Genomic DNA, 15169 nt, shown 5'->3' on the forward strand with positions numbered 1-15169 from the left:
GGCCTATGGAAGGTCGGACATTATCGCCCGGGTGTGAAACCCCTGGCTGAGCACGCGGTCCCCCACACGCACGTCGACCTCGAACTCGAGTCGACGCCCTCGGGCGGCGATCAGTTCGCACGAGACCGTGACGACTTCACCTAGGGAAGCGGGCGCGAGATGGGAAACATTGATGTGCGTTCCGACTGTCGTCTGCGCAGCATCGAGATTAGACTCGACGGCACCATGGCAGGTCCCCTCGATAAGCCCGATCATGGCGGGGGTGGACAGCACCGCCCGTGACATGTGCACGGTGACCATGGGCTGCGTGATCTCCCACTGCTGTGACCATTTCGAGCCTTCTGTCAACTCGGTCATCATTTACCTTTCCGTCCGGGTCTCTTGTGCGGCCTCGTCGGTTGACGTTCCGCTATCCTCAATTCCGCCAGAAAGCGCCTTAACGGTGATCCGCGCGTCGACCGCGATTCCGCCGGCGAACGCCTCCCCGACGATGAACGGGTTCAGATCGATCGAGGCCTCTCGGTCCGCGAGATCGGACGTGAGCTCGCCAAGCGCGCACAGTACTTTGGCGATCGCCGACACATCGGAGAGCGGCGCGCCTCGGAACCCTCGAAGTAGTTCGGCCCCCGGCATGGAGTCCAACGCTTCGCGCGCGTCAGACTCGCTGAACGGATGCACGATGAGCTTGGGGGGCGCAAACAGCTCGACGTTGGTTCCCCCCATGCCGATGGCCACGATCGGTCCCAGTTCCGGATCGACGTGTCCACCGAGGAACAGTTCCGCTCCGGCAACCATCGACGAGACGACGATTCCCTCGAATCGAGCACTGGGCTGCGCGCTGGCCACGGCGTCGCGGATACGATCCCAGGCGCTGACAAGTTCTGCAGGTGAACGGATGCCGAGGACGACTCCTCCGACATCGCTCTTGTGAAACACATCTGGAGAGACGATCTTCGCAACGACCGGGTAGGTGAGATCGGCGCGCTCCACGTCTTCTCGTGAGGTGATGACGATCGGCTGTACGACGGGGATGGAGTACTGGCCTAGAAGACTCGCAGTGTGCGCTGGGTCGAGGAGCTCGCGGATCTCGGTCGGCAAGATGTCAGTCTGACCGTCTTCGCGACGTGCGGATCTCACGCCTTCGGAGTGGGACCGGCTGGGCGCGTACCACCTCATCAGTCCCGCGACGGCGACCGCGGCTGGTCTCAAGCCACGAAGAGCCACGACATCGCCTGACGTCATGGACTCGACTCCCGCGAAGCTGGTACGCCCTCCCTCGTCGGACGCGACCACCACAGGGACTCCGAGATGCTCACCGGCTCCGGTGACGGCACGAATGATCAACTGCTCGAGTGGGTTCGGTTTCGCCAGTTCGTCACCGAGGTTCTGTGCGATCAGGATCGCTCCGATGTGGCTATCGTCCGCGACCGCCCTCATTGCCTCGCCAATGGTGTCGGACAGGCTCTTGGACCCACGGAATCCAATGCCGAGATCGACGGGATTGTTGCAGCGGATGCCAGCCGGAAGGCTCAGAGCTGAGGAGAGCTTTGCCAGAGTGGAGTCTTCGAAAGCGGGAAGATGCACCCCCTCGGACTCTGCAATGTCGGCGGTGATCGTCGCCTTCCCACCGGAAACGGACATGAGGCCGACTCCATTGGCCTTGATCAGGCGCGGCCCCAGGGCGCTGAAGAGTCGCACCGTCTCTCGCAGTTCGTCGAAGTCATTGACTTGAACGACCCCGAGCTGCTCAAAGAAGGCTCCGTACGCACGCCCGCTCCCCACGAGCGCACCAGTGTGACTTTGTGCGGCCGCCGCGCCCGTCTCCGTGACGCCTGACTTGAGCACGATGATTGGCTTGTCGAGGTCATGCGCGCGCGCGGCGAGCTCGCGAAAGCGTCGCGGCTGACGAAGCGTCTCGACGAACATGGCGATGACCCTGACAGTCGGGTCCTCCACCAGGTGTTCCATGATGTCTTCCGCGGTGGTCACCGCTTCGTTGCCCGTCGAGAACACGGAGTGGAGGCCGATTTCCGTCCCGAGTCTCATGAGATTGACCGATACGGATCCGCTGCCGCAGACCGCCGCCACCTCACCCGATCGGATCCCCGTGGGAAGCACAGCTCCGTAGGCGGCCGCGTGGCCTTCGAAGTGAACGTAACCCAGGCAATTTGGGCCTATCAGGACCGCGCCCGCCTGATCGCAGGCGTCACGAAGCTCGGCCTGACGGCGTGCACCTTCGACGCCGGCTTCGGCAAAGTCTGCGGCCTGGACGACAAAGACGCGGATACCCTGTCGAATTCCCTGCTTCACGGCGTCCGCCACAAGCGGCGCTGCCACGTTGACGACGCAGACATCGATGGATGCCGGCACGGACGCGACATCGGGATAGCAGGGGCGCCCAAACACCGAATCATGTCGGGGGTTCACGAAATAGATCTCCCCTTCGAACCCAACCTGCTCATTCGAGGCCACGAAACGCGCAGCAAAACTCGCCGGACCGTTCCGTTCAGATGCGCCCACGATTGCGATGGCACGCGGCCGCGTCAGCTTCGTCCAGCACTCGGAGCTGATCATGTGAACCTCACTTTAGATATTTGATCAAAAACGTTTGATGATACGATAGGGGGATGATTGGGATTCCACAAGGCGAGACTGTTCTCGCAGAGTTGCCGCCGATTCTTTCCGTGGAGGAGTCAGTTCTTCGCGCTATGCGTCAGGACATCGTCCGCCTTACGATCCCCCCTGGAACTCGGCTCCGGATGGCTGATGTGGCGGAACGTGCCGGCGTCAGCCTGACGCCGGCACGCCAGGTGCTTCGACGGCTCGAAGCCGAGGGCTTGGTGGTTTCCTATCCGCGCACCGGGAGCAGTGTCGCTCCCCTTACGTTCCCTGACGCGGAGCTCGTGATGACAGTGTGCGGAGCCCTCGAGCGGCGCCTCCTTAGCCTGGGAGTTCCAGCCCTCGAAGAGCACGACCTGACGGAGATGGCGTCGCTGCTCCAGACTCGCTCGGCGGCCGTCGCCTCGAGGGATATTGACGGCATCGACGAGACCGCCTTCGCAATTCGTGACGTCGTCTACCGTCGAGCAGCAAGACCCGAACTGTTCCGCGAGGCGATCACCTGGCGACACAGGCAGCAGCGATACGTACGACATGCAGTGCTTGCGGGTATCGACATCGGTTCGTTCTTGGGGCACGAGGTCAATGCGTTCGTCGATGCATGCCTTCGTCGTGATACGTCCGCCGCCGAGGCTGCGCGCATGAACATGGAAGACCGAGTACTCGACGGGCTTCAGGCGAGCCTCCGCAGCTCGTGACAGATCCGAAAGGCGCTCCCCCATCCTCGTCAAGGGAGAACCCTGTGTTGCTTCTCCTTGCACGGTAGGTCCGAGTCGATCTGCAGCAGTCATCCCAGGTCGCGCTCTTTCGGGTCCCCATGGATGGGAAAATGGCAAGCAACCTGATGCCCAGCCGATATCGCGGTAAGACGCGGTCGTTCCTCCGCACACTTGTCCTGTGCCATCGGGCAGCGGGTGCGGAATCGACAACCGCTCGGAGGATTGAGCGGAGAGGGAGGGTCGCCCTTGATCGTGACAACGGGGCGTCGGGGAGCCGCCGGATCAGTGCTCGGAGAAGACTCCAAGAGCGCAAGGGTGTAGGGGTGAGCCGGCGCGCGATAGAGGTCCTCCGCGGATGCGACCTCCACGATCTCACCGAGGTGCATGACCGCGACCCGATCGCTGACCTGCCTGACGAGCGCAAGGTCATGGGACACGAAGAGGTAGGAGAGCCCCAATTCTGCGCGGAGCTTCTCGAAGAGATTCAGTATCTGTGCTTGGACGATCACATCCAGTGCGGACACTGCTTCGTCGCAGATGATCAGAGCAGGGTCGAGGGTGAGAGCCCGCGCGATGGCGACCCGCTGGCACTGACCGCCTGAGAGTTGAGACGGGCGTCGCCGGGCGAACGTCTGCGGGTTGAGGCCAACGAGGTTCAGCACCTCGTCAACTCGTTTCCGGCGGTCAGCTCGAGTGCCGACGCCATAGCCTACGAGGGGCTCTTCGACGATCTGACGCACTCGCCACTCAGGGTTGAGGGACGCGAAAGGGTCCTGGAAGACCATCTGCAGCTGCCGGCGTGCATTCATGAGACCGCGTCGGCGCAACTGAGTCAGGTCCTCTCCGAGGAACCAGACTTGCCCCGACTTGGGAGGCGGTGACTGAATGATCGAGCGCGCGAACGTCGACTTTCCAGACCCGCTCTCGCCCACGAGCGCGACGGTCTCCCCCCGGCCGATGCTCAGCGATACGTTGGAAACGGCCTGGACGACTCCGCCGCTGATGCCTCCCTGCAATCGGACTTCGAACTGCTGCACGAGATCGTGAGCTTCCAGTAGCGGCTCAAAACCCATAGGGGATCCGGGAGGAACTGGCTCCATCCTCGCCTTAGGGGCTCTACGCATTGTTCGTCTCCAGCTCAGGCGCGTACCCCAAGGGGTACCAGCACGCATATCTATGCCCGTCGGCATCCTCGGCAAAGGGCGGAGCCTGCTCAGCGCAGTTCGGTTGGGCTCTGGCACATCTTGGAGCGAACGCGCAGCCGCTCGTGAGTTGACTCGGATCTGGTGGCTGTCCGGGGGCAACCGTGAAGGTGGCATGCGGAGGACGCCTGGGATCAGGAATCGCCTCGAGTAGCGCTTTCGTGTACGGCATACGAACGTTCTGGAAGAGATCCACAGCGCTCGCTCGCTCCACAGCCCGGCCTGCATACATGACGATCACGTCATCGGCGTAACTCGCTGCGAGCCCAAGGTCGTGGCTGATCATGATGAGGGCCATGTTGAGTTCACGTTGCAGATCCTTGAGGAGATCCATGATCTGCGCCTGGGTAGTGACGTCAAGCGATGACGTCGCTTCGTCGGCAACGAGAACACGTGGATTGCCGCCGAGGGCAACGGCGATCGCCACCCGCTGACGCATTCCGCCCGAGAGCTGATGCGGATAGGAATGAAATCTCTGCACGGGCTCCGGGAGTCGAACAAGCCGCAGAAGCTCAAGCGCACGGTCCTTCGCTTCACGGCGAGACACGCCTCCATGCGCACGAACGGCTTCGACGACCTGCGCGCCCACTTTCATCGTCGGGTTCAAGGCACGCAGAGGGTCCTGAAAGACCATCGCAATGGTGCTGCCGCGATGCGCTCGCATCTGCGAGTCGGTGAGCGACAGCAGGTCTATCCCATCGACTCGGATCTCGCCTTCGATCGTCGCCGAGTCCGGAAGTATCCCCATCAGTGCGCGCGAGCTCACGCTCTTGCCGGAACCCGACTCGCCGATGATGGCCAGAGTCTTTCCCCGGTCGACCGCGTAGCTCAGGCCGTTGACCGCGTGCACGTCGCGCGTGCCGCGCCGGAAGGTGACCCGAAGATCCGTGACCTGCAGAAGGTCGTTCTGATCAGTCAGCGTGTGTTCAACAGCTGTGGGGGAACTCATCGCTTACTCCATCGCATTCGAAGTGCCTCGCCGAGGAGGTTCAATGACAGGACGGTGAGGAACAGCACCACGCTAGGCACGAGAACGAGCAAGGGGGTGCGGAGCATGGCTCGTTGACCGTCGGCGATCATGTTCCCCCAACTAGGGAACGGAGGTGGTGTTCCCAAACCGAGGAAACTCAGAGCACCTGCCACGATGATCGTCACGCCCATGCTCAGGAGCGCATAAGTAACGAGTTGGGGGCCGATGTTCGGTGCGATATGCAGAGCGAGGATCCGCGAGCTCCTGGTGCCGGATAGCTTCGCAGCCATCATGAAGGGCTGGTTCCTCAGGCTGAGCGTCGCGGCTCTCGCCACCCGCGCGAATGCTGGAATGCTGTGCACCGACATTGCCAGCACCGTATTTACAGGGCTGGGTCCAAGAGCTTGTGCGACGACAATAATCAGCACCAGCGACGGGAAGGCGATGAGCACATCCAGGATTCTCATGAGAATGGCGTCCCCGATACCGCCGACGTAAGCGCCGACAGCACCCATCGCCCCACCGACGATGAACCCAATCGCTGTTACCGCGAACGCGACCTGAAGCGAGTCCCTTCCGCCATAGAGTACGCGCGACAGCAGGTCGTTCCCGACCTGATCGGTTCCAAGAAGATGCCCTGGGCTGAAAACCGGAAGGTTCGCGTCGAGGACGTTTCCCCCGATCGGGCTCGGAACCGCTCCGAGCAATGGCACAAGGTAGCAAGAGACCACGATCAGGGCCAGTATCCCGCCGGGGACCACGAGGTCAAGAGGCACATCTCGCCTTCGGGAAGGGATACGTCGAGAACCGCCGGAATCAACTCGACCTACGATGGATAGTTCAGTCTCGGCCATGGCGAATCCTTGGATCGATCACTGCGTACAGAATGTCCACAGCGAGGTTGGCCACCACGACGATGGCTGCGAAGATCAACACACATGCCTGGACTACTGCGATGTCACGATTGACGATTCCCTCAAGGAGGAGCTTGCCAATCCCTGGAAGTCCGAAGATCTGCTCCATGATCACCGTGGACCCGATGAGGGCTCCGAGGTTGAGTGCGACAACAGTAAGAAGCCCCGTGAGTGAGTTCCGAAGAGCATGGAAGACGAGCACTCGCCCCGGTGGCAACCCCTTCGACTTTGCAACCAACGCGTAGTCCTGCTGCATCTGCTCGATGAGATCTCCACGTAGGAATCTCGCGTAGAAGGCGAAGCCCGGTAGCGCCATCGCAATGGCTGGCAAAGCGAGAGACCACAGATTCGGCCCGAGCCCTTTGCTGATCGGGATGTAACCGATCGCGGGGAAGAGTCTCAGATTGACGGCAAACACCAACACCAGGACCAGTGCCACCACATAGCCGGCGATCGACAGACCTGAGACGCTCACTGCCATCCCAATCCGGTCAGCGACCCCTCCCGGCTTCCGGGCCGCCATGAGCGCGACGGGAAACGCGCAGATCACCCCCAGCAGGAATGCCAGCAGAACAAGTTCAAAGCTCACCGGGGCTCGTGACGCGATGATGGCACTGACGGGCTGTCCTGACGTCAGCGAGGTACCGAAGTTACCCGTGAGCGTGCCACCAAGCCATCCAAGATACCGATTAAGGGGAGGCTGATCCAGGCCGAGCTTTGCCTCGAGCTGTGCAATCTGTTCTGCCGTGGCGTCAGGCCCGAGGATCTGCTGGGCGGCCCCTCCGGATATCACATTCATGAGCACGAAGGTTAGAAGTGTGGCGCCAAAGAGGACCAGAACTGCACCCCCGATGCGCCGGAAGATAAGCCAGAGAATGGGCGAGCGCAGTGCGTTGGACACACCGCCCCCGACAGGGGCGGGACGCGCAAGCGCGCCCCCGCCTCCTGCCGAAGCTGTGTGCTGACTCATCGGGTGCCGGCATCCATCCAGATCTGATCCCAGGTCACCGGGGAGTTGTTGATGATGGGGGGAACCGGCACGGTGATTCCCGGGCCATGAACTCCCTTCGCCACGGTCGCCGGAGCGTACGCGAACAGGAACGGCGCGTACGCTTCATCGCTGATGAGCTTGCCCGCCTTGTAGTACAGAGCGTCTCGGTCTTTCGAGTCGACTGCGGTGCCCGCCGAACGGAGGAGATCATCGAGTGCCGGATCGGCCACTCCGCTGTAGCGTCCCTGCGACGAGAAGTAGCCGCTCACTCCGACGCCGGCAGCGGGGTCCCATCCGCCGACGACTCGAAGCATCGCGTCCCACTCGCCGACCTCATACTGCTTGAGAAGGGCGGGCACGGCATAGGCAACGACATTGACGTCGATCCCCGCTTCTGCCCACTGCGCCTGAAGCACGGTCATCACGTTCTGCGCGTTCGGTGACGCGATTGTCCCGAGTGTCACCTTGAGACCGCCGAGTTCCTTGACCAGGGCCTTCGCCTTCTTGAGATCGTAGGTGCGATATCCGGGGATCTCCTCGTGGTAGAACAGCCCTCCGGGGGCAGTGAACATCTGGCTGGCCTTGTACGCACCCTCGAACAGACCCTTGTTGATGGCGTCCACATTGGTCGCGTAGTAGATCGCTTCGCGTGCCTTCTTATCTGCGAAAGGTCCCTTCTTCGTGTTCAGCTGCACGGCCATCGGAGAAGTAGGCGGGTTGCTCATGAACGACAGGTCCCGATTCTCACGAGCCAGATCGACCAAGGAAGATCCATCAGCGCCAATCATGGCGTCCGCCTGGCCTGCCAGGATTGCCTGATAGCTGACCTGGGGGTCCTCGATCGGCTTGTACGTGATGCCGTCCAGATAGGGCAAACCCTTCGCCCAATAACCCTTGTTCGCTTCGAGAACCAGCTCCGAGTCGGACTCGTTCTTGACGACCTTGAACGGGCCAGCACCGACCGGGGTGACCGAGAAGGCGTCGCCCAGCTTCGCCACCGCAGTCGGGGATGCGATCCAGTTCGCATTCGACCCAAGGAATGAGTTGATCACCGAGACCGGGCGCTCCGTGAATCGGATCGCCACCGTCAGATCATCGACGGCAGCAATCGAATCGCCCGGCTGCAGAGACCACTTCGGCGCGCAGGCGCAGGCAGAACCGACAGCGCGCTTGAGATTGAACACCACGGCTTCGGCGTTGAAGTCGGTCCCGTCCTGGAACTTGACACCCTTCCGAAGCTTGATGTCGAGCGTAAGCCCATCGCCTGAGATCGTGTAGTCCTGCGCGAGGTCAGGAACGACGACACCACCCTTGTCGTCGCCTTTGCCAGAGGTGAGCTTGAACAACCCCCCATAGATGGCAGTCATCAATTGCTCTTCGCCATTCGTTCTGGTAGCAGGGTCCAACCCTGTCGGCCAGCCCTGCTTCCCGATCAGCGTCAGCGTTCCTCCATGCTGCGGCTTCTCCGACCCACCGGTCGAGTCGGGTGAACCGCCTCCACCACTGCACCCCGCGAGCACCGTGACAAGCACTGCTGCGATCACGAGTGAAACCGCGCGCTTCCTCAGATTCATGGACAGATCCCATCTGTTTGGCCGACGGCGTTGTCGGCGGAAGAAGTGAGTCATCACACTCTTGTGGTTGACCTTTGATCAAACATACACGACGGAAGACGGTTGGACCACTCCCCCTCAAGCCGCCCACTGGGCCACTCCGAACTCTTACAACTGGAGGCGTGCCCGCTCCCCGCGTCGAGTCCGTGCCTCTCACCGCCGTACTCTTCAAGCTCGGCGTCGACCAGCCGGCACCGCAGCCGGATCCGCTCGGCCTCGTCTGGATCGAGTACGCCCCGGACCTGTCCATAGCGGAGCTGTGGGATCGCGGCCGCGGCGTCTGAAAGGCGAAACTGACCTCCGTAGCGGAGAGTGAGATGCGCGCATAAGACCTCATCAGCATTCGACGGATGACTCGGCGATGATCGGAATCACGCGAGGGACTGACCAGCGTTGATGATCGGGGTGGTTTCGACCTGACCGACAGCGCATCGTGAATGGGAGCACGGCCAACGACGGCCGCGCCCATCCGATGGGAGGTCTTGTTGTGGACGACGAATTGTCAGTTCTGGCCGAGGGTGTGTTGATGGGGGCGGGCCGAGTCGGACTCGCGCCGAACTCCTTGTTGTACTACCGAGAGTGCTGTCGAACCGTAGTGCGTTTCTGCCGGGCACAGGCAACAGAGCACTTGGATGACGACCTCGTTGAGCGCTTCCTGCTGGCCATGGATGTGCGCCTTAGCCAAGGTGAGATCGGGCCGGTGATGCGCTCGTCGCTGGAAAAGTCGGTGTTGGCGATGCTGGAGTTTCAGGAGAGCGGGGACGTTCGCTGGCAACGACGGCGGGCCCGTTCGGGGGTCCCGCCACTCTACGAAGCGTTGCTCGAGGACTTTACCGCTTCGTCACGACCGGACCTATCGGCGGGCTCGACGCGGCTGGTGGTTGGTGAAGCCCGCCAGTTCCTGCGTTTCCTCCACCGGGCCGGTCGACCGTTGAGTGAATTGGCGGTTGATGATGTTCGTGGATATCTCGTCGACGTGCGTCCACGACACACTTCAGGCATGGGTAACCCCGTCTGGGCAATCAAGCACTTCGTTCGGTTCACGAACAAGCGGGGGTTGACTCATCTCGACGTTGAGGGGTTGTTGGGGAAGGTCGGGCCACGGCGGGTACGAGTACTGCCCTGCTTCACGACGGACGAGACGACACGTATCCTTGCCGCGATCGACACCACCACCGCGCATGGCAAACGCGACTATGCGATGGTCGCTTTGGCGCTCTCGACCGGGCTCCGCGGCGTTGATATTGTCGCGTTGCGCCGGGATGCGATCGACTGGCACCGTGACGAAATTCGCCTCGTTCAAACGAAGACGTCCGCGGAGTTGACGTTGCCTCTGTCGGTGCTGGCCGGTAACGCCATCGCCGACTGGCTGCTCAACGGTCGACCCGATTCTGCAGCCCTCGAGGTCTTCGTGCGGCTAAAGGCACCGTTCGTGAAGCTCACCGGTCCAACCGGTGCCCTCCTGATGGCCAGATGGCTCGACAAGGCCGGCATCAGCCATCGGCCGTGGGACGGCAAGACGTTCCATGCCCTGCGACGCACCACAGGCACCCGTCTCATCGAGTCCGGTGTCGAACTCGAGCTGACAGCGCAGATCCTCGGCCACGGCAGAGTCGAGTCCTCCCGGCGCTACATCGCGCTGGCCGTCACGTCTCTTCGAGACTGCTGCCTGCCGCTGGATGGTTGGGCCTGCACGAGGGAGGGACTGAGATGATCACGTTCACGAGCGTGTTCGCACCGCAGATCGAGGCGATGCTCGCCTGGCGAGAGTCGCTCGGCTACACCCGGAGCACCTGGCTCTATCCGCTGCTGAACTTCGACCGGTTCTGTGCCACTCGCCATCCGGACCAGGCCGTGTTGACGCGCGAGCTGGCCACACAGTGGTGCCAGGAGGGCACCCGCGTCGACTATCCCGCCTACAAGGCCCAAGCGATCCGCGCGTTCGGCGAGTACTTGCGCCTGACGGGCACTGACGCATTCGTGCTTCCCACCGAATGGATCAGCCCCCGCTCATCGAAACTGCCGCATCTGTTCACCGACGACGAGCTAACAGCGTTCTTCACCGCCACGGACCGTATCCCGCGCTCCGCGGTCAGCCCGTTCCGTGAGTACACGCTGCCCGTCCTATTTCGTCTCATCCTCGGCTGCGGCCTGCGACCACAGGAGGCTCGCCTGCTCCGTCGCAATGCTGTCGACGTCGAGTCGGCGATCCTGACAATCGAACGCTCGAAGCGCAACAAGGATCGTCGCGTCCCCGTGGGTGAGGACCTACTAGGTCTGTTGGATCGGTTCGATCAACTCGCCGAAATCCGAGCCCCCGGCCGTGAGTACTTCTTCGAACAACGGCCGGGCGAGCCCTATCCGGGTCGGTGGGTCTGGGCGTCCTACCAGCGCTGCCTCGTGCTTGCCGGCAACATCGCACCCGGCTCGTCCCCCTACGCCCTGAGGCACAACTACGCCACGCGCACGCTGACGAAGTGGGTTGAGCAAGGCCGAGATCTGCGCGTCTGGCTGCCCTACCTCACCGCGTTCATGGGCCACGACACCTACGCCGCGACTGCCTACTACATCCACCTGCTGCCCGAGCGCCTGGCCGCAACTGGACTCACCAGCGCGGCCGGCATCATTCCGGAGGTAACAACATGACCAAGCACACCGACCACTTCTACCGCTATTTGCGAGAGTGGTTCACCGTCTTCCTTCCCCACCAGCGAGCAGCGAGCCCTCACACGATCATCGCCTTCCGTGACGCCTGGAATCTGCTGCTCCGATACGTCGCAGACACCCGCCAGATCCCGCTGGAACAGATGACGTTCGAGGTCTTCGACCGGGAACTCGTCGCCGAGTTCCTCGATCACATGACAGCAACGCGCGGATGGAGCGCGACCACGCGCAACCAGCGACTCGCATGCATCCGGTCGTTCTTCCGATACGCCGCCTCAGCAGAGCCCACCCTCGCCATGCACCTCGCCGCCATCACAGCGATCCCGCAGAAGAAGGACCCAGCAAATACCACGATCCGCTACCTGACGACCGGGGCGATCACAACACTGCTCGCCACCCCCGACCCACTCACCAAGACCGGGCTCCGTGACCAGTTCTTCATGATTCTCATGTACGACCTCGCTGCCCGAGACGCGGAGATGCTTACACTCACCGTCGGCGCCATCGACACACGACGGAGAACTGCTGAACTGATCGGGAAAGGAGCCAAGCCGCGCAGGCTCCCAATTACCGCAGAGACCGCGGAGCACTACCGTCGATACACCGGAGCGCTCCACCCCGGCTCAGACCCAGGCGAACCGCTGTTTTACACGACTCACCGCCATCGCAAGACCCCCATGTCCGACGACAATGTCGCTCGCTTCCTGCGCCAATACGCGACCGCCGCTCACCAGATCAACGCGGAAGTGCCCGAGAGGATTCATCCGCACATGCTCCGCCACTCTCGAGCGATGCACCTTTACCAGGCCGGGATGCCACTCGAAATGCTCACCGAGTGGCTCGGGCACGCCGACCCCGAGACGACGCTCATCTATGCCCACGCGGACACCGAGATGAAGCGCAAGGCGCTGGCGAAAATCACGATCGACATCGGCACCGACGCAACACCGATCCCGATCTGGCGCGACCGACAGGACATCATCCAGCGACTTTGCGGACTTGCCAGCTGAACGCGTTATTCCGATCCTCGACCATTACGCAACTCCGACGCCCCGGCAACTGCCCAGTCCTCACACCGCAAGTCGACCAGAGATCGGAATAACCCGCATATCGGAACAATCGACGTTATGCCGAGTTCGGCATAACCTCGACCTGCACTACTTCATGGCGCACGACCGGGGACTCGACGAGGACAAGGCCCGCGAGGTGCCGATCTGGCGCGACTCGACCCGGTTCACCCGCCTGGAGCGCCTGGTGATGGAGTACGCCGAGGCGATGAGCCAGACCCCGCCGGCGGTGACCGACGAGCTTTCCGACGCCCTGCTGGCGGAGATCGGCGCCCCCGCGCTGCTCGAGCTCGCCGCCAAGGTCGGGTACCTCAACGCCACCGCCCGGACGAACATCGCTCTCGGCATCCACTCCGACGGGTTCGCGGACGCCTGCGGCCTGGCGCCTCTGGCGTCTGCCGCGACCGGCGTAGCGTCGCAGGCATGAGCAGCGCGCCGGCGGCCGAGCCCGAGGACCCGTTCGTCACCCATCGCGGCCTGCTCTTCACCGTCGCGTACGAGATCCTCGGATCCGCGGCCGATGCCGAGGACGTGCTGCAGGAGTCGTGGCTGCGCTGGGACGGGGTGGACCGCGACCGGATCCAGGATCCGCGGGCGTACCTCGTGCGGATCGTCACCCGGCAGGCGCTGAACCTGCTCCGGTCGGTCTCCCGGCGGCGCGAGGAGTACGTCGGCCCGTGGTTGCCGGAGCCGCTGCTGACGACCGCGGACGTGGCCGACGACGTGGTGCTCGCCGAGAGCGTGTCGGTCGCGATGCTGACGGTGCTCGAGACTCTCGGCCCGACCGAGCGGGCGGTGTTCGTGCTGCGCGAGGTGTTCGACGTGCCGTTCGACGAGATCGCGGACGCCGTCGGCAAGACCCGGGCGGCGGTGCGTCAGATCGCGCACCGCGCGCGCGACCACGTCGCCGCCCGGCGCCCTCGTGTGCCCGTCGACGCCACCGAGCACGACCTGGTGGTGGAGCGCTTCATCGCGGTGATGAACTCGGGCGACGTGCAGGACCTCATGGACGTGCTGGCGCCCGACGTGGTGTCGGTCACCGACAGCGGCGGACTCGTCCGGCACGCCGCGCGCCGGCCGCTGCACGGCGCCGACCGGGTGATCGCGTTCCTGCGGGGCAGCATCGCGAAGCTCGACGTCGCGTACAGCGTGGTGCCGCTGCGCGTGAACGGCATGCTCGCCGCGGGGATCCGGGTCGGCGACGACCTCGCGGCCGCGGTGAGCTTCGCCGTCGAGGACGGCCGGATCACCCGGGTGTTCTCGGTCGCGAACCCGGGCAAGCTCGCCGGCCTGGACGCGGAGGCGCCGCTCAGCCGCTGACGATGTTCTCGGGGGGAGGATCACGCTGCACGCCCGGATCCCGCGGTTCCTTGCACAGTGCGAAGGAACAGAGGTTCTTTCACCTCGCATCGCGCAGAGGCGCCGGCCGGCGTCGGCGAGGCTGGATCCAAGCCCCCCACTCGTACGCAAAGGAGCACGCGCATGGAACGCGACCCCGATCTCTTCGACACCGACGCACTGCTGCACATCGGCCGCCCCGTCTGGTTCGAGAAGCACCCCTCGCAGGCCGAGGGCGAGGACTTCTGACTCCCCGCCGTCCCGGCACGGAAGGGCCGCGACTCACCTGCGTGGGTCGCGGCCCTTCCGCGTGACGGCACGGCGCATGCGGGTCCGCCCGCGGGCCTCGCGCTCCTCGCGACGTTCGACGCGGAAGAACGCGACGACGCACGCCGCCATGAGCGCGACGAGGGCACGGGTGACCCAGAGCATCGGGTCCGACCTCACGGTGACGGCATCGCTCGGCAGGCCGAACACCACGGCGAACATCGCCGCACCGGAACCGCGGCTCGGCGCCCAGCCGTGCGTGTCGAGTGCGAGGGTCGCCGTCACGCCGGAGACGGCGACGAGAAGCAGCAGGACCATGGTGAGGATCGTGCGCGGCGCACGATCGCCGCGTCGCGTCAGCGCCAGCAGCAGCACCGCCACCGGCCACAGCACGATCATCCCCACGAGGATCCCGAGAAGCAGGGCCAGCGGCACGAAGAGCAGCCCGATCAGCAGCCCGGAGCCCAGCCCCTCGCCGCGCCCGTCGGGAAGGGCGACAGCCGCCCCGCACGGGATCCCCGCGGCCGCGATGACCGCCCCGGCGCCCCCGCACGCCGTGCGGAGCGACAGGGGCATCCCGGTCAGGGCGAGGGCCGTCACGACCGCGGCGACGAGCGCGGCGGGGACGCCGCCGAGAACCATCAGCCGCGCGGATTGCTGGTCTTCCACGCCACGCAGGGCGAATGCGGCGATCGCGCACCCCAGCACGAGCGCGACCCCGGCCGCGATCACGATGACGGCGGCACGCCCCGGGTGCGCCGATGCCCCCGCCGGGAGCTCCGGCGAGGGCATCGGCGACGACATG

Annotated in this window: 15 protein-coding genes; 7 read left to right on the forward strand and 8 right to left on the reverse strand. The window is 63.8% G+C overall.

The genetic code is table 11. From position 1 onward, the window contains the following. Positions 1–3 precede the first annotated feature (3 nt). Together J8G10_RS07940 and J8G10_RS07945 are read right to left on the reverse strand one after the other, a co-directional pair. A complete protein-coding gene (locus J8G10_RS07940; protein WP_251442844.1) occupies positions 4–360 on the reverse strand; it encodes a thioesterase family protein in 357 nt (118 codons plus the stop codon). Continuing rightward, positions 361–2574, reverse strand: coding sequence for an acetate--CoA ligase family protein (locus tag J8G10_RS07945; RefSeq protein WP_251442847.1), 2214 nt, complete (start codon positions 2572–2574; stop codon positions 361–363). Positions 2575–2627: 53 nt separating this feature from the next. Between J8G10_RS07945 and J8G10_RS07950 the strand changes: the two genes are divergently transcribed. Continuing rightward, positions 2628–3317 carry a GntR family transcriptional regulator gene (locus tag J8G10_RS07950; RefSeq protein ID WP_285814164.1) on the forward strand — a complete coding sequence of 230 codons (690 nt, stop codon included), beginning with the start codon at positions 2628–2630 and terminating at the stop codon, positions 3315–3317. Positions 3318–3406: 89 nt separating this feature from the next. Here the strand turns inward: J8G10_RS07950 and J8G10_RS07955 are convergent, their stop codons facing one another. From J8G10_RS07955 to J8G10_RS07975, 5 genes are all read right to left on the reverse strand, one after another. Then, entirely contained in the window at positions 3407–4411 is a 1005-nt protein-coding gene (locus J8G10_RS07955) for an ABC transporter ATP-binding protein (protein ID WP_251442850.1), read from the reverse strand. Positions 4412–4454: 43 nt separating this feature from the next. After that, positions 4455–5489, reverse strand: a complete 1035-nt coding sequence (locus tag J8G10_RS07960; protein ID WP_251442853.1) for an ABC transporter ATP-binding protein — start codon at positions 5487–5489, stop codon at positions 4455–4457. After that, positions 5486–6364: an ABC transporter permease gene (locus J8G10_RS07965; RefSeq protein ID WP_251442856.1), complete on the reverse strand. Its 879-nt coding sequence runs from the start codon at positions 6362–6364 to the stop codon at positions 5486–5488. The genes J8G10_RS07960 and J8G10_RS07965 overlap by 4 nt, the downstream gene beginning before the upstream one ends. Continuing rightward, a complete protein-coding gene (locus tag J8G10_RS07970; RefSeq protein ID WP_251442859.1) occupies positions 6351–7325 on the reverse strand; it encodes an ABC transporter permease in 975 nt (324 codons plus the stop codon). Before J8G10_RS07970 ends, J8G10_RS07965 begins: the two co-directional genes overlap by 14 nt. 65 nt (positions 7326–7390) lie before the next feature. Then, positions 7391–8989 (reverse strand): ABC transporter substrate-binding protein, encoded by a 1599-nt coding sequence (locus J8G10_RS07975; RefSeq protein WP_251442862.1) that lies wholly within the window; start codon positions 8987–8989, stop codon positions 7391–7393. Positions 8990–9150: 161 nt separating this feature from the next. On the opposite strand from J8G10_RS07975, the gene J8G10_RS07980 reads away from it, so the two are divergent. From J8G10_RS07980 to J8G10_RS08005, 6 genes are all read left to right on the forward strand, one after another. Beyond that, entirely contained in the window at positions 9151–9312 is a 162-nt protein-coding gene (locus J8G10_RS07980; RefSeq protein ID WP_251442865.1) for a hypothetical protein, read from the forward strand. A 203-nt stretch (positions 9313–9515) separates the two neighbouring features. Further along, the gene (locus tag J8G10_RS19550; RefSeq protein ID WP_251442869.1) at positions 9516–10742 is read left to right on the forward strand and encodes a tyrosine-type recombinase/integrase; all 1227 of its coding nucleotides are present in this window, start codon (positions 9516–9518) and stop codon (positions 10740–10742) included. Further along, the gene (locus tag J8G10_RS07990) at positions 10739–11674 is read left to right on the forward strand and encodes a tyrosine-type recombinase/integrase (protein ID WP_251442872.1); all 936 of its coding nucleotides are present in this window, start codon (positions 10739–10741) and stop codon (positions 11672–11674) included. The genes J8G10_RS19550 and J8G10_RS07990 overlap by 4 nt, the downstream gene beginning before the upstream one ends. Continuing rightward, the gene (locus J8G10_RS07995; RefSeq protein WP_251442875.1) at positions 11671–12702 is read left to right on the forward strand and encodes a tyrosine-type recombinase/integrase; all 1032 of its coding nucleotides are present in this window, start codon (positions 11671–11673) and stop codon (positions 12700–12702) included. Before J8G10_RS07990 ends, J8G10_RS07995 begins: the two co-directional genes overlap by 4 nt. Positions 12703–12856: 154 nt before the next feature. Beyond that, entirely contained in the window at positions 12857–13186 is a 330-nt protein-coding gene (locus tag J8G10_RS08000; protein ID WP_251442878.1) for a carboxymuconolactone decarboxylase family protein, read from the forward strand. Further along, positions 13183–14079: an RNA polymerase sigma-70 factor gene (locus J8G10_RS08005; RefSeq protein WP_251442881.1), complete on the forward strand. Its 897-nt coding sequence runs from the start codon at positions 13183–13185 to the stop codon at positions 14077–14079. Before J8G10_RS08000 ends, J8G10_RS08005 begins: the two co-directional genes overlap by 4 nt. A 300-nt stretch (positions 14080–14379) precedes the next feature. Here J8G10_RS08005 and J8G10_RS08010 read toward each other — a convergent pair whose 3' ends face one another. Continuing rightward, on the reverse strand, positions 14380–15168 hold the full coding sequence (locus J8G10_RS08010) for a hypothetical protein (protein WP_251442884.1): 789 nt from the start codon (positions 15166–15168) through the stop codon (positions 14380–14382). Position 15169: the final 1 nt, after the last annotated feature.

Origin of the sequence: Microbacterium sp. USTB-Y, assembly GCF_023703415.1 — a bacterium.
In the GTDB taxonomy this organism is placed as follows: Bacteria; Actinomycetota; Actinomycetes; order Actinomycetales; family Microbacteriaceae; genus Microbacterium.